This window comes from Stappia indica (genome assembly GCF_020177335.1).
Classification (GTDB): Bacteria; Pseudomonadota; Alphaproteobacteria; order Rhizobiales; family Stappiaceae; genus Stappia; species Stappia indica_B.
Map to the genome: position 1 here is coordinate 44,432 of NZ_JAIVMG010000007.1, position 15,096 is coordinate 59,527.

General features: G+C 66.2%; 10 protein-coding genes. 2 read left to right on the plus strand and 8 right to left on the minus strand.

Annotation, left to right across the window (positions count from 1 at the left end; all coding sequences use genetic code 11):
- Positions 1 to 55 precede the first annotated feature (55 nt).
- Complete coding sequence (locus LC062_RS10935) at positions 56 to 832, minus strand: AraC family transcriptional regulator (RefSeq protein WP_224911071.1); 777 nt, start codon at positions 830 to 832, stop codon at positions 56 to 58.
- A gap of 46 nt (positions 833 to 878) precedes the next feature.
- On the minus strand, positions 879 to 1,304 hold the full coding sequence (locus LC062_RS10940; RefSeq protein WP_224911072.1) for a DUF2267 domain-containing protein: 426 nt from the start codon (positions 1,302 to 1,304) through the stop codon (positions 879 to 881).
- A gap of 281 nt (positions 1,305 to 1,585) precedes the next feature.
- Between LC062_RS10940 and LC062_RS10945 the strand changes: the two genes are divergently transcribed.
- On the plus strand, positions 1,586 to 2,830 hold the full coding sequence (locus LC062_RS10945) for an MFS transporter (protein ID WP_224911073.1): 1,245 nt from the start codon (positions 1,586 to 1,588) through the stop codon (positions 2,828 to 2,830).
- 511 nt (positions 2,831 to 3,341) lie between these two features.
- Here the strand turns inward: LC062_RS10945 and LC062_RS10950 are convergent.
- From LC062_RS10950 to LC062_RS10960, 3 genes are all read right to left on the minus strand, one after another.
- Entirely contained in the window at positions 3,342 to 3,662 is a 321-nt protein-coding gene (locus tag LC062_RS10950; RefSeq protein WP_224911074.1) for a 2Fe-2S iron-sulfur cluster-binding protein, read from the minus strand.
- Positions 3,663 to 3,784: 122 nt separating this feature from the next.
- Positions 3,785 to 4,147: an Hpt domain-containing protein gene (locus tag LC062_RS10955; protein ID WP_224911075.1), complete on the minus strand. Its 363-nt coding sequence runs from the start codon at positions 4,145 to 4,147 to the stop codon at positions 3,785 to 3,787.
- A gap of 302 nt (positions 4,148 to 4,449) precedes the next feature.
- Positions 4,450 to 4,800 (minus strand): hypothetical protein, encoded by a 351-nt coding sequence (locus LC062_RS10960; RefSeq protein ID WP_224911076.1) that lies wholly within the window; start codon positions 4,798 to 4,800, stop codon positions 4,450 to 4,452.
- A gap of 214 nt (positions 4,801 to 5,014) precedes the next feature.
- On the opposite strand from LC062_RS10960, the gene LC062_RS10965 reads away from it, so the two are divergent.
- The gene (locus tag LC062_RS10965; RefSeq protein WP_224911077.1) at positions 5,015 to 11,329 is read left to right on the plus strand and encodes an apolipoprotein A1/A4/E family protein; all 6,315 of its coding nucleotides are present in this window, start codon (positions 5,015 to 5,017) and stop codon (positions 11,327 to 11,329) included.
- 548 nt (positions 11,330 to 11,877) lie between these two features.
- Here LC062_RS10965 and LC062_RS10970 read toward each other — a convergent pair.
- The 3 genes from LC062_RS10970 to LC062_RS10980 all read right to left on the minus strand — a co-directional run bounded on the left by LC062_RS10970 (position 11,878) and on the right by LC062_RS10980 (position 15,093).
- Entirely contained in the window at positions 11,878 to 12,462 is a 585-nt protein-coding gene (locus LC062_RS10970) for an ABC-type transport auxiliary lipoprotein family protein (protein WP_224911078.1), read from the minus strand.
- A 159-nt stretch (positions 12,463 to 12,621) separates the two neighbouring features.
- Entirely contained in the window at positions 12,622 to 14,271 is a 1,650-nt protein-coding gene (locus tag LC062_RS10975; protein WP_224911079.1) for an MlaD family protein, read from the minus strand.
- Between the two features lie 18 nt (positions 14,272 to 14,289).
- Entirely contained in the window at positions 14,290 to 15,093 is an 804-nt protein-coding gene (locus tag LC062_RS10980; protein ID WP_224911080.1) for an ABC transporter ATP-binding protein, read from the minus strand.
- Positions 15,094 to 15,096 lie beyond the last annotated feature (3 nt).

Here is a 15,096-nt window from a genome sequence, read left to right on the forward strand (position 1 = left end):
AGATGACGCCCCCCGTGCCCCCTCGGCACGGGGGCGTTTTCTTTTTGCCCCAGGCCTACCCGGCGAAATACCGCCCCGGCGTGACGCCAAAGGCCTTCTTGAACGTGGCGACGAAGGCACTCGGCCCCTCATAGCCGAGCCGGTCGGAAATCTCGCCGACCGCAGTGCCTTGCGACAGCCATTCCACCGCCTTCATCAGCTTCGCCTGCCGGCGCCAGGCGCGAAAGGTCAGCCCGGTCTCGCGCGAGAAATGCCGCTCGAAGGAGCGCAGCGACAGGTGGGCGCGCGCCGCCAGCTCCTCCACCGCGACCTCCCGTGCCGGATCCTCCGCCAGCGGCGCCACCGCCGCGCGCAATCGCTCCGTCTGCGGCAACGGCAGATGCAGCGGCACCGCCCGCGACCCGGCGATCTGGTCGACCAGCACATGCGCCAGCCGCGCCGTCGCCGACCCTTTCGCATAATCCGGCGCCGAGGCCATGAAGGCCGAAATCAACTCCCGCAACAGCGGTGTCACGTGGACGACGCTGGTGCGCCCCGGTAGGCTCCCGAAATCTTCGGTGCGAATGTAGAGAAAGCGAATATCCGTCGCCGTGTGATAGGTGGAGCAGTGCACCACCCCCGGCGGCAACCAGATCGCCCGCTCCGGCGGCACGACAAAGCTGCCCTCCTGGGTCTGCACCGTCACCGACCCGCGCTGGATGTGAAACAGCTGCGCCCGATCATGGGAATGCGGGGTGGTCTCCGATCCGCGCGCCTGCTCGCCGACGAAGGAAATGATCGGATCCGGATGGTCCTCCGGCTGAGGACCGTAGCGCAGCGGATGGATCGTCATGACTCAAGTCTCCTGCGGACGGGGCACCACAACGCCCGTCCGTTCCCTACGCCGGCACGGACCAGAACGCGCGCGCCTCGACAGGCAGATCGGCGAGGCATCGCTCGAACGCCTGCCCATCGACACAGCCCCGGACCGCCGCCGCCACATCGGCGATGCAGCTATCGGGCGCGAAATTATGGTGCTGGCGCACCGCCTGCACCTCTCGGGTGAGCGTAGCGCGATCGACAAAGGGAACCACTGCTTGCGCCGGATCCCATTCGGCCACGAAAAGCGCCCGCGCCATGGCCGGCAAGGTCTGCGCGAAGCGGATCCCCTCCGCTGGCGTCAATCGCCTCCGGAAGACCAGAAACACCGCCTGCACCATCGTCCACGACTGATTGCGGGTCGCCAGATCCGCAGCCTCCCGCGCCAGGCTCAACAGCCGGTCGAACTCCGCAGCGGCGAGTTGATAGTCGCGTGGCATGGGCATGTCGCTCGCCTTCCCCTGATCGCAGCCCTCTTGCCCGTTGCACACGGAACATCGGAGACCGATCCTGACGTATCATAGACATAATCTGACAAAATAGCGATAACGCGGCAACCTCTCTCCGGGGTATTACGGAGATGGTCGCGCCTGGTTGGACGCGGAAGAGCGATACCGCTTCCCGTCACCCGGCCCGGCCTCATGCCTGTTTCTGTTCGTCCACACCGGACCATTCCCGGTCCTTGCGGGCGTTCGACCGTCCCGTACGCCCTGAAGGTCTTGGTAAAATGACGTCGCCCGCCACCTCCACCGCCCCCCTGCCGCCGACGGCACCGGAAATTCGCACCGGCTGGCGCTCGCCGCTGGTGATGCTGATGGTCATGGCCGCTGCCATGCAGCTTTCCTTTGCCGCCTGGTGGAACCTGATGAACAATTTCGCGGTGCAGGAGCTTGCCTTCACCGGCCGCGAGATCGGCATTCAGCAGTCGATCCGGGAAATCCCGGGCTTTCTCGCCTTCACCGCAATCTATGTGCTTCTGATCATGCGCGAGCAGACGCTCGCCTATCTGTCGCTCGCCTTCCTCGGCATCGGCGTCGCGGTCACCGGCTACTTCCCGACGACCTGGGGCTTCTACCTGACCACACTGGTGATGTCGGTCGGCTTCCACTACTACGAGACCATGAACCAGTCCCTGTCGCTGCAGTGGCTGCCGAAACAGACCGCTGCTGCCGGCATGGGCAAGATCATCTCCGTCGGCGCCTTTGCCCAATTGATTGCCTATGGCCTGATCTTCGTCGCCTGGAAGACCTTCAACCTGAGCTTCGCCACGGTCTTCCTGATCGCCGGGCTGCTGACCCTGTGCGTGCTCGCCTTTCTGGTGATCGCCTATCCCCAGTTTCGCGAAGGCGTGCCCCAGCGCAAGCAGCTGGTGCTGCGCCGCCGCTACTGGCTCTACTATGCGCTGACCTTCATGGGCGGCGCCCGGCGCCAGATCTTCATCGTCTTCGCCGGCTTCCTGATGGTGGAGCGCTTCGGCTATGACGTGCACGAGGTCGCCGGCCTGTTCCTGCTGAACGGGGTGTTCAACATGCTGCTGGCGCCGAAGATCGGTCAGTTGATTGTCCGGTTCGGCGAACGCACCGCCCTCACCTTCGAATACATCGGCCTGATCGGCGTGTTCGCAACCTATGCCTTCGTCACCAATCCGACGCTGGCCGCCGCCCTTTATGTGATCGACCACGCCTTCTTCGCCGTGGCGATTGCCATGAAGACCTATTTCCAGAAGATCGCCGACCCGGCCGACATCGCGCCGACCGCCGGCGTCGCCTTCACCATCAACCACATCGCCGCCGTCTTCATCCCGGCGCTGTTCGGTCTGATCTGGCTGGTGTCCCCTGCCGCCGTCTTCCTGATCGGCGCCGGCATGGCCGCGATCAGCCTGTTCCTGGCCCGTCTCGTGCCGCAGGATCCGCGCGAGGGCAACGAGGTCACCTTCTTCTGGCAACGCCCGGCCGCCGCACCGGCCGAATAACGCCCCAACCGACACACAAAAAAGGCGCCTGTCTCACCGGACGGGCGCCCTGACTGCTGACAAACCGCAAGGCCGGCGTTCCGCGTCAGGGACCTCACCCACGTCATCAACTCACTGCGGCGACTTCGTCTCTCATGCGGGCATTGAGGATGACGATGATCTTGCGCATGAGGGAAACGAATGCCCTACGCCTCGGCGTCATCCCGGGCAAGCCTCAAGCGCGACCCGGGATCGGGGAGCCGAAAGGCGTGCGTTTTCAATCAGCTGGAGCCGCGAGGCCGTGGCTCTCCGGTCCCGGATCTCCGCTTCGCTTACGTCCGGGAGGACGCGGAGTGTGGGGCTTTGTCATCACACTCAGCGCTTGCGCCACCGGACGGGCGCCTTTCAAGTGCGATCTTGCCACGATGACATCGCTGATCGCGGTGTCTTGCGTGTCGAGAGGTCAAAGCTCTGGCAGGCTCAGCGCCAGCGGCTGAAGCCCAATGCCTTCAGCCAGCGCGAAGACCCAGGCTCAGGCCTGGCGCTCGGGAATGCGCACCACCAGACCGTCGAGCGCATCGCTCACCTTGATCTGACAGGACAGCCGCGAGGACGGCTGCACGTCATAGGCAAAGTCAAGCATGTCCTCTTCCATCGCCTCTGGCGCGCCGGTGGCCGCCGCCCAGGCATCATCCACATAGACATGACAGGTGGCGCAAGCGCAGGCACCGCCGCATTCCGCCTCGATCCCGGGCACCATGTTCTTGATGGCGTTTTCCATCACCGTCGATCCGGCGGGCGCGTCCACGACGGTCTCGGCTCCGTCGGCGGTGATGTAGGTGATCTTTGGCATGGGCTGGCGGTCTCGGCATTGTAGGACGAATGGGATTTCCGTCCACCGACATACCCAATCAGCGCCAAAGGTCAAGCGCAACCGTCACCACCCTACGAGATTTTCACCACCACAGGTTGCTGTCAGACCAGCCCGTCAATGAAGAAACGTGCCTCTTCGATTGCCGCCCGCAAGGGGGAAAGATCCGCCGGCTCACCGGAGCGCAACGCCGCTTCCGCCACCTCCGCCGCCGCCGAGACCTTCCAGGCGCCAATGCCCCTGGCCGAACCGCTGATGGTGTGCACCGTATCGGCAAGGTCCGCCGCCGCTTCCTGTGCGTCGATCCGCCCCATCAAAAGCTCCGCCTGCCGGGCGAACAGCAAGAGCACCTCCCGCGCCAGATCCCGGTCGCCGAGCGTGTGCCGCGACAGATGCGCCAGATCGATCGGCGCCGGGTCCCGTGCTGCACTCGCGTCCGGGCTCTCGGCCGTCGCCATCTGCCTCATGGTCGTCCCCTTCCCCTTCACCTTGCAAGCGGGTCTCGCTGCACCCGCTGATTCCGCCTGAAACCGGACACCGCGCCCCGCAGGAGGCCAGTTTTGCCGACATCGGCGAAAGCGACGTTAAGGAAAACGGGCGAGAACCACCTCGCCTTCCAACAAAGTGAATCTTTGGTTAACGGAAATAAACGCATTTGAACGGCTTTGCGGGTACGGCCCAGGCGCACCCGACCACGCACGCCGAAAGCGCCGCGCCAAAGCCGTTGAGGCCTGCCCATAGAGGTGTGAGATCGACGCGCCCGGACCGCTCAGCCGTCGGGGTCGGCAACCGCCCGGCGCCCTTCCTGCATCAGCCGGCAAACCAGCCAGTCAGGCTTGATTGGATTGGAAAACCAAGGCTCTGCCCAACCGCAGGCGAGGCATGCATGGATCGTTTTCTCCGGCACCTTGCGCCCCTCGGCATCGAACAGCGGCAGTTTCCCACCCGCCTGATCGAGCCCCCGGCGCAGCCAGGCCCGCTGCGCGCGGGTCGGCTTGCGCATCGGCGAACGGGATCCGTGCCGGGCTCCGGCACGCTTCGAAGCGCCATTTTCGACTTCGTTTCGAGCACGAGCCATCTCCGTCATCCCCTTGTGCGGATTCTGCAAATTCTTGTTCACCTGTTAGGATTGTGTCATTAGCTAAGGGGATGCGGCAAGGTTGGGAAACGTATGTTTCGGGTCAGAGGCCGACCCGACATGCGGCGTTTTCCCGCCATCTCGTCCTCCGGTGCCCGGCGCCGGAACCGAGAGCTGTGCCGTGAGGTTTTACGGCGCGCTGAACAGCGCCGTGGCACCCGATGTGTAACGAGTACGGACGCGAGGCGAGTTGAACATGGCAAATCCCCCGAAGGTGAAGGATCCCTCCGAGGCAGCCCTTTCGGCAGTCGAAGAGGCGCTGAAGATCGACTTCGGAGATACGGAAGGGTCCGACGGCGACAGCGCCGCAACCGCCTCCGCCGAAACCAGGGCCCGGCCGGAGGCGACCGGCGGCAAGCCCCTGCCAACCCCCGCCAATGGCGATACGTCGGAGGCGGAAGGCTCAGGCCCCGCGCGCCGGCGCGGTCGCGGCGGCGGCCGCCCCACATCTGCGGCCAATGACGACCGCCGCACCATCGGCAACCTGATCTACGCCTTGCAGCGCCGTCCGTCCGCGGCGCCCTTCTGGTTCGCCCTCGCCCTCACCGTGATCTGGGGTGGCCTCGGCGGCCGCCTCGCCCTGTCCGCCTATTCCGGCGATATCGCCGCGATCTCGTCCTTCGACGATCTCGTCGCCGCGCCGTTCCTCGTTCTGTCCGGCGTCGCCATCCTCGTGCCGATCCTGTTCTTCTGGATCATGGCGCTGATGATCTGGCGCGCCCAGGAGATGCGCATCGTCGCCCGCGGCATGACCGAGGTCGCCCTGCGCCTCGCCGAGCCGGAGGACGTTGCCAAGGAATCCATTCTCAGCGTCGGACAGGCCATCCGCCGCGAGGTCGCCGCCATGGGCGACGGCATCGAGCGCGCCATTGCCCGCGCCAGCGAACTGGAAGTGCTGGTGCACAACGAGGTCTCCTCGCTGGAGCGCTCCTATAACGACAATGAGCTGAAGATCCGCTCTCTGATCGAGGAATTGGTCACCCAGCGCGAGGCCGTGGTCTCCAATGCCGACCGGGTGCGCGATTCCATCACCGGCGCCCATGAGAGCCTTGCCGCCCAGCTCACCTCCACCTCGGAGAAGATCGGCAGCATCGCCGACACCGCAACGGAACGCCTCACCGTTGCCATCGACGGTCGTGTCGGCGATCTGACCGCCACCGTCGACAGCCGCGTGCGCGAGATCACCGAGACCTTCAACACCGCTGGCGGCCAGTTGATCGAGAACCTGGCCTCCCATGGCGATTCCTATGTGGAGCGCCTGACCGGCACCGGCCAGAACCTGGTCGACACGATGAACAGCACCGGCACCCTGTTTGCCGAGACGCTGGAAAGCCGCGGTACGGAGATCAACGACCGCTTCGCCGCGACGGCAAGCGAATTCGTGGAGACCCTCACCGCGCGCGGCACCCAGATCAACGACACCCTGGCCAAGACCGGCGATACGGTCGTGGAGACCCTGTCCGGTCGCGGCGAGGAGATCACCACCGCCATCGCCACCACCGGTGGCTCCATCATCGACACCCTGTCCGGGCGCGGCGACGAGATCACCAGCGCCATTGCCAACACCGGCGACAGCATCGTCTCGACCCTGTCGGGTCGCGGCGAGGAAATCACCTCTTCCATCGCCAGCACCGGCGGCTCGATCGTCGCAACCTTGTCCGAGCGCGGCGAGGAAATCACCTCCACCATCGCTTCCACCGGCGACAGCATCGTCAAGACCCTGTCGGGACGCGGTGAGGAAATCACCTCCTCGATCGCCAGCACCGGCGGCTCGATCGTCACCACCTTGTCCGAGCGCGGCGAGGAGATCACCTCCACCATCGCCTCCACCGGCGGCACGATCGTCGAGACCCTGTCGCAGCGCGGCACGGAGATCACCGAGGCACTGACGCTGACCGGCACCACCGTCGGCGACACCATCGCTCAGCGCGGCGACGAGATCACCGCCAACCTGTCGCTGACCAGCGGCAAGCTGATCGACACCATCACCACCCGCACCGAGGGACTGCTGTCCACCCTGGACGAGCGCGTCACCGGCCTCGACACCTCGCTGGCCAACACCGGCGACCGGGTGGTGGAGAGCATTTCCCTGCGCGGCCAGGAGGTTACCGACACCATCTCCGTCAAGGGCGCGGAGATCGTCGAGACCCTCTCCTCGCGCACCAACGAGGTCGCCGAGATCCTGCGCGGCACCGGCGAGTCCATCGTTGTCGATCTGTCCCTGCGCGGCGGCGAAATCGCCTCCAAGCTGGACGAGACCGCCGGCAGCCTGTCGGAGACCATCACCGTGCGCGGCACCGAGCTGGCCGACCGGCTCGGCTCCGTCGGCGAGAAGATCCACCAGGCGATCTCCGTCAATGGCGAAGCCCTCGACAGCCGTCTGGAGCAGCGCAGCCGCGAAATGGCCACGCTCATCGACAGCCAGACCAGCTCGTTCCGCGAGACGCTGGAGACGGCGGCCGCCTCGCTCAACACCTCGCTGGAGAAGCACACCTCCAGCTTCGCCCTCACCCTGTCGGAGACCGGCACCGAGCTGGCCCACCTGATCGGGTCGCGCGGCGAGCGGGTTGCCGGCGAGCTGACCGCCATCGGCGACAAGCTGGACAACACCCTGGGTGCACGCGGCGCCAGCCTGCAGGAGGGCCTCTCTGGTCATCTGCAGCGGATGGAGTTCCTGATCGACGAGCGCGGCACCTCGCTGGTGTCGTCCTTCGAGCGGCGCACCGCGGATCTCGGCGAGACCCTCGACGGGCGGATCGAGTCTCTCAACACCACCTTCGATCTGCGCGCCTCCGCGCTTGGCGAAACCCTCGACACGCGGATCGACACGATCAGCGCGACCCTGGGCGACCGCACGGCACGGTTCGAGGTCTCCCTTGATGAGCGCGCCGGCACCCTGGCCCGCACCATCGACAACCGGATCGAGACGATCACCACGGCCCTGGGCGACCGCACTGCGCAGTTCGAAACCTCTCTCGATGCGCGGGCCGGCACCCTGGCCAGCACCATCGACAGCCGGATCGAAGCCATCAACGCCACCCTGGGCGACCGCACCGCGCAGTTCGAGACCACCCTCGAAGCCCGCACCGGCGCCCTGGCCGAGACCATCGACAGCCGTGTCGAGGCCATCAACGTCACCCTGGGCGACCGCACCGCGCAGTTCGAGACCACCCTCGAAGCCCGCACCGGCGCCCTGGCCGAGACCATCGACAGCCGTGTCGAGGCCATCAACGCCACCCTGGGCGACCGCACCGCGCAGTTCGAGACCACCCTCGAAGCCCGCACCGGCGCCCTGGCCGAGACCATCGACAGCCGCGTCGAGGCCATCAACACCACCCTGCGCGACCGCACCACGCATTTCGAGACCACCCTCGAACAGCGCACCGGTTCGCTGGCGGAGACCATCGACAGCCGCACCGAAAAGCTGTCCGAAGCCCTCAACGCCCGGACCGTTGCCATGGCCGATATCCTGGAGGACCGCTCCGAGGCGATCACCCTCCAGCTTTCCACCAAGGTGGAGGAGGTCAGCGCCTCGCTCGGCAACCGCGCCGAGGAGATCGGCAACAGCCTGTCGGCGCGCTCGGAAAGCATCGGCCGGTCGATCGAAATGCATCTGGCCAGCTTCGAAGGCAAGATCAGCGAGAAGGTCGAACTGGCCGCGACGTCCATGTCGGAGAAGGCCGAGCATCTGGCCGAGACCATGTCGACCGGCACCGAACGCATCGACCAGGCGCTGGACGCCCGCGCCCGTCAGATCAGCGAGACGCTGATCGCCCGGACCCGCGAGATCGCCACCGCCTTCGTCGACGGTCAGAACGAGATGTCCCATGCCCTCGACGAGCGGCTGACGGACGCCGGTGCGGTGCTGTCGCGTCAGAGCCAGGAACTCACCGAAACCCTGTCCGACCGGATCGCCGAGATCAATGTGTCGCTCGGCTCCAAGGTGTTCGAGGTCGCCGAGACCCTCGACAACCGTTCGGCGGAGCTGGAACGCATCCTCGCCGACCGTCTGGCGGCGATTTCCGGCACCCTCTCCTCCGAGAGCGAGCGGGCGCGCCTGATCCTGACCGATGTGCTGACCGAGGCCGGCGGCACGGTCGAGCGCATGTCCGGCATCCTGACCGGCGAAGGCGACAAGCTGCGTGAGATCGTCGAGACGACCCTCGACAGCGCCACCGAGAAGCTCGGCGGCGAGGGCGCGCGTCTGCGTCAGATCATTCTCGGCTCGGTCGGCGAAGCGCGTGGCGCGATGCAGAGCGAGAGCGAGAAAGCGGCCGACGCCATCATCCAGGCGCTCAACACCGCCACCGGCTCCCTGTCGAGCGAGAGCGAGCAGGTCCGCGACCTCTTGTTCTCGGCCATCGGCGAAGCGGCCCGGTCGCTGGCAGCGGAAAGCGAGAAGGCCCGCACCCTGTTCGTCGGCTCCCTGTCGGAGATGAGCGGTGCGCTTGGCGGCGAAAGCGAAAAGGTTCGCGAGGACCTGACCCGCACCGTCGCCGAGGTGTCCGGCACCCTGACCGCCGAGAGCGAGCAGGCCCGTGTCGTGCTGGCCCGGACCATGGAGGAGATCCAGAACATCGTTGCCGGCGAGGCCGATGGGGTTCGCTCCAAGGTGGCTGGCGCGGTTCGCGAAGCGGCCGAGCTTCTGTCCGAGCGCGGCCAGGCGGTCGCCGACGATCTGCTCGCCCGTGCCGATGCGCTCAATCAGGCGCTTGAGGAGCGCACCGGCACCCTGTCCGAGCTTGTCGCCACCGATGGCAATGCCCTCGTCAAGGCGATCGAGGCTCGCGCGCAGGATCTCACCGGCCGTGTCGGCGAGGTGCATGACGCGATCCTCGAAGCCATCACGGTCAAGGGCCGGGATGTGGCCGACAGCTTCGCCCGCACCGGTCTCGACGCCACCCGCTCGCTGATGGAGGCAGGCGACCAGCTGGTTGCGCGCCTCGACGAGCGCAGCAAGTCGGCGGCCGAGATCCTGTCCGGCACCAAGGACCAGCTCGAAAGCGACATCACCGCCCTGCTCAACCGGCTCACCCAGTCGAACGCGCAGCTCAGTGAGGTCGTGGAGAACGCCGGGACCAACCTGGGCCAGATCGAAAGCTCCCTGTCGCGCAGCGCCGGGGAATTCCGCACCGCCGTTGACCGCGCCGTTACCGAGACCACCAGTTCGACCGGCCTCATCACCGACCAGACCGGTGTGCTGAAGGAGGTGTCCAACACGGTCCTTTCCGACCTTGCAGCTCTGGCGGGCCGGTTCGAGGAGCACGGACGTCAGCTCACCGATGCGGCCAAGCATCTGGAAGAGACCAACCGCGACGTGGAAACCCGGGTGGGCGAGCGCAAGACCGCCATCGAGGAGGTTGCCGACACGCTGCTGGCCAAGACCGAGGCGGTCGACAGCCTGATGCGGACGTTCTCCAAGCAGCTTGAAACGACGCTCAACGCCGCCGATGACAAGAGCCGCGAAGTCACGCGGATGTTGACCGCGGCGGCGGAAGCCGCCACCGCGGCCGTCACCGAGCAGTTCGAGTCCATGCGCATGTCCGCCGGCATCGAAGGCCAGAAGGCCCGCGAGGCCGTCCGGGCGACCCAGGACGAGATCGTTGCCGAGATGTCCAAGACCCTCGCCGATGCCTCCGAGCGCTTCACCGATGCGACCACGCGCATGCGCGATGTCGCCCGTGATGTGCATCGCGAGCTGGAGAAGACCCGCGGCGAGCTGAAGCGCGGCATTCTCGACCTGCCGGAAGAAGCCGAGCAGTCCGCCTCTGCCCTGCGCAAGGTGGTCAGCGAGCAGGTTCGCGCCTTGAGCGAGCTGTCGGAGATCGTCGCACGGCAGAGCAATGCCCTCGACACCTCCCGGGCTGGCGAACGGGCCATGGCGTCGGCCGGCACCCTTGCCGCACCGCGCGCCGCCGAGCCGGCCCCCCGGCCGGCCGCACCGACCCCCGCTCAGGCACCGACGCCCCAGTCGGTGCGTGGCGAGTTGCGCCGCACGACCCTGAGCGACTTCGAGCCGGCCAAGGCGCCGGAGCGGAGCGAGAAGCGTCCGGCGGCGGATCAGGGACAGCAGGGCAAGGGCTGGGTCAGCGACCTGCTGCGCCGCGCCTCCCAGGACGAGCAGCCGACGAGCGAAGCGGACCAGGCGTCGCCGCGCTCGCCGCTGCAGATGGTGGAGTCGCTGAACTCCCTGTCGATCGACATCGCCCGGGCCATCGATCACGAGACCTTCATCGACCTGTGGGACCGCTACAAGCAGGGTGAGCGTCATGTCTTCACCCGCCGGCTCTACACCCTGCAGGGACAGCAGACCTTCGATGAGATCCGCCAGAAATACGCGCGCGACGCGGAATTCCGGGGGGCCGTCGACCGCTACCTGAAGGACTTCGAGCAGCTCCTGTCGCAGGTCTCGCGCAACGACCGGGACAACGTCATGAGCCAGACCTACCTGACCTCCGACACGGGCAAGGTCTACACCATGCTGGCCCATGCCAGCGGGCGTCTCGACTGATCGTCCTCAACCCTGCCGCCCCTCAACCGGCGGCAGGGCAAGACAACGGCCCTCCCTCGGGAGGGAACCAATAGCAAAGCCCCGTCGCAGCCAGCGGCGGGGCTTTTTTTTCAGGACGGACCTGCCTGGTTCTTCGCGCCCCCTCCCCCCCGCCTGGCGTCAGCACCACCGGGGCCGGAGAGCGGAACGGCCGGCATTTTCATGAGGCTGGAGCCGCAAGGCTGTGGCGCGCCGATCCCGGATCTTCGCATGCGCTTGCGTCCGGGAGGCCGCGTAGAGCGAGGCGCTAGCTGGAGGAAGAATACCCCCGCCTCATCTCTCGGCGTCGTCCCGGCCCCCGAGCCGGGATCGGAGAACCGAAGAGGCCGAGACGGGGCTGGTTTTCAGGGGCGGCACAGCCTTCGCCCTCCTCCCCTCACGTAGTTTCAGCGCCTGTCAGAAGACACCCCGGCAGCCCGCACGCGCGCCAACGCTTCCGCCCCTCATTGCGGCGAGGGACAGGCAGCCTGACTGTATTTTCGTGATGACTGGACCGGACGGCGCCCGGCTCAGACCTGGGTCAGAACCCAGGCGGTCATTTCGCGCAGCACCCGGTCGGCGGCCACGTTCAGGGCCTCGACGGCCTTGGCCACATCGGTGCCGGAGGCGGGAACCTCGGCGCGGAACACACGGCTGGCGCGGGTGCGGCCATTGCGGTCGTTGACGAGCCGGGCCATCACCTCGACCACCGCCCGATCCGCGCCATCGATGCGCAGTTCGAAGGCGCGCAGGTCGGTCTGCAGCTGATAATCGATCAACAGCCCTTCGCCGGGCAGGCCGACACCGCGCAGGCCACCGGTGTTCTCCAGTGCCTGAACAAGCTTGGCCTGCACCACCTTCGGCAGGGTGTCGGTCCAGGCGGCTTTCGGAAAGTAGGTGTAGACCGGCCCGGCATCGACCACGGCGATGGAATTGGTGTCGAGCGACTGCAAGGCACGCGGTTCGGGAACCAGAACCTGACGGCTGGTCGTCCGCACCCGCAGCTGTTCGCCGGTCGGCGTGGTCAGGCCATAGAGCGCATCCGGCCCGCTACTCGCGCAACCGGTCAGGGCGAGAAGTCCCGCAACAACGAACGCCCGGGTCAGATCCGCCATCCGGCGCGCCCGAATCCCCGTCTTGCCAGCCCCATTTTCCATTCTATGCACCACCCCAACCCGAGAATCGCCCCGCGGTGACAACGGACCGAGCGGCAACGGGGCTTTGTAGCAACATTGAAAAGCTGCCAACAACCCCCAGTCGCCCCCGCCCCTGCATTATCGACGCTGCGCCCCGCCGAATGTCGGCTTGTCCGGCCCACCAAAGATCACCCGCTGCGGATTGCGGTCGAGATTGGTGACCGTGCGCTGGATTTCCACCAGCGTCCGGCTGAGCTGGGTCATCGCCGCCGAGAAGTCGGCCGAGCCCCGCTGGGTGAACTTCTGCAAGCCCGCCGTGATCGGCCCCACGCGCTCCGCCAGCACATCTGCCACCTGGCGCACCGAGGCCGCTGCCTTGGTTGCCTCGGCGATGAAGCCCTCGCCATCGCCGTCGACCATCACGCCGACCTTCTCGACGATCCCCTGGATACGGGTTCCGCTGGCATTCAGCTTGGCCGCCAGGTCCTTGGCATCGGTCATGATCTGGTCGATCTCCGGACCGCGTCCCTTCAGGCTGCGCGAGAACTCAGTGGCATTCGCCACCGCTTCAGAGGCATCGTCGATCGCCGTGGTAATCTTTTCCGTGCGCCCGGCGATGCCTGCGGTCAACTGGTCGACCGAGGCGATCACGTTGCTGACCTTGGCCGGATCGACGGCCTCCAGAATACCGTTGACGCTCTCCACGGTGCTCACCAGCTTTTCGCTGACAATCTTGGCGTCCTCGATGACCTCCTTGACCGTCGCCTTCTCCTCGACGGCAAGCTGGGTGACCTGTTCGATGTTTGCCATCGTCTCCGACGTCGAAACGACCAGCCGGTCGATATCGGCCGAGCGATCTTCGAGCACCTTGGCGAAGGCCGCGACCCCATCAACGATCTCGGCGATCGACTGCGGTTCGACCGCGGCGATCACCTTGTCGAATTCCTGGAGGCTCTGGTTCAGGCCTCGGGTGAATTTCTCCAGATCGGCGCCGGCGGCCTCCGCGGTCTTGAGCAACTCGGTCAGCCCATCGGCCGCTCCGGCGACCTTGTGCGTCACCTCCGCCGCGTCATTGACGATGCTGGTGACCTTCTCCGGCGGCACCGCATCGACAATCGCCGTGGCGCTGTCGACCAGCCCCTCCAACCGCCCGGACAGGCGCGTCAGCGCCTCACCGGTGCTGGCGACGCTGCTCATGAAGTTCTCGACCCCATCCGCGTTCTTGGCCAGCGCACCGGAGAAGATCCGCGCATTGGTCATGATCTCGTCCACATCGTCGCGGTTCTCGTTGACGATGGTCTCCACCGCCGCGAGCATGGAATCGGCCCGACCGAGAATATCGCGGGCGCCTTCGACGATATCCTCGAAGGCGGAGCGCTCGGCATAGATCACCGGCGGCTCTTCCGCCTCCGGATCGAGCAACAACGGCGCGGAGAGCGATCCCCCCGAGAGTTCCACATAGGCGATGCCGGACAGGGTGCCGAAGCCGAGCGTTGCCTTGACGTCCTTGCGCAGCGGCGTCGTCGGGCTGACACGGATGGTGGCGATCACGACGCTGGGGTCCTTCGGATCGAAGCCGAGATTGCCCACATCGCCCACCTTGATACCGTTGAACAGCACCTGTCCGCCGACCGAAAGCCCGGTCACCGCGCCTGGAAAGACCACCTTGACGGGCAAGGCGCGTGGCCCTTCCGCCCGGCTGCCGAGCCAATAGATAAACGCAAAGCCGACGAACAGGGTGACGAAGACGAAAGCGCCGATGACGACATAATTTGCGCGGGTTTCCATTCTGACCTCGATTTATGCCTATACCCGACGCAAGGCACGTTCGCCGTTGAAGTAGGACTGGACCCAGGCATTGTCGAAGCGCATCAGCTCTTCGATGGTGCCGGCTCGCAGGACCTTCTTGTCCCCTAATACCGCGACGCGATCGCAAATGGAATGCAGGCTGTCCAGGTCATGGGTGACCATGTAGACGGTCAGACCCAGCGTCTCCCGCAGTTTCAGGATCAGGGCATCGAAGGACGCCGCGCCGATCGGATCGAGCCCCGCCGTCGGCTCGTCGAGGAACACCAGCTCCGGATCGAGCGCAAGCGAGCGGGCAAGACTGGCCCGCTTGATCATGCCGCCCGACAGTTCGGAGGGGAATTTTTCGGCGGCACTGCGCGGCAATCCCACCATTTCCAGCTTGAGAAGCGCCAGCTCATCCATCAGCCGTTCCGACATGCGCATGTGCTCGCGCATCGGCACCTGGATGTTCTGCCGCACATTGAGCGAGGAAAACAGCGCCCCTTGCTGGAACAACACGCCCCAACGCCGCTCCACCGCCAGCCGTTCCTCCGGGGCGGCGTCCTGCAGATTGACGCCAAACACCTCGATGCTGCCGGCCCGGCGCGGGGTCAGCCCGAGAACGGCGCGCATCAGCACCGATTTGCCTGTCCCCGATCCACCGACAAAGCCGAGGATTTCCCGCTTGCGCACGTCGAGATCGAGATCCTTCAGCACCAGCACCGGCCCGAAGCCGACGGTGACGCCGCGCGCGCGCAGGATCACATCGTCGTCATCGCCATGCGGGGCCTTTGTCAGCGGATCGTTCAGCGGATTGGCCATCTG

Coding starts and splice junctions, on each gene's coding strand:
- LC062_RS10935 (WP_224911071.1), bottom strand. CDS start 832: ATGACGATCCATCCGCTGCGCTACGGTCCTCAGCCGGAGGACCATCCG.
- LC062_RS10940 (WP_224911072.1), bottom strand. CDS start 1,304: ATGCCCATGCCACGCGACTATCAACTCGCCGCTGCGGAGTTCGACCGG.
- LC062_RS10945 (WP_224911073.1), top strand. CDS start 1,586: ATGACGTCGCCCGCCACCTCCACCGCCCCCCTGCCGCCGACGGCACCG.
- LC062_RS10950 (WP_224911074.1), bottom strand. CDS start 3,662: ATGCCAAAGATCACCTACATCACCGCCGACGGAGCCGAGACCGTCGTG.
- LC062_RS10955 (WP_224911075.1), bottom strand. CDS start 4,147: ATGAGGCAGATGGCGACGGCCGAGAGCCCGGACGCGAGTGCAGCACGG.
- LC062_RS10965 (WP_224911077.1), top strand. CDS start 5,015: ATGGCAAATCCCCCGAAGGTGAAGGATCCCTCCGAGGCAGCCCTTTCG.
- LC062_RS10970 (WP_224911078.1), bottom strand. CDS start 12,462: ATGGCGGATCTGACCCGGGCGTTCGTTGTTGCGGGACTTCTCGCCCTG.
- LC062_RS10975 (WP_224911079.1), bottom strand. CDS start 14,271: ATGGAAACCCGCGCAAATTATGTCGTCATCGGCGCTTTCGTCTTCGTC.
- LC062_RS10980 (WP_224911080.1), bottom strand. CDS start 15,093: ATGGCCAATCCGCTGAACGATCCGCTGACAAAGGCCCCGCATGGCGAT.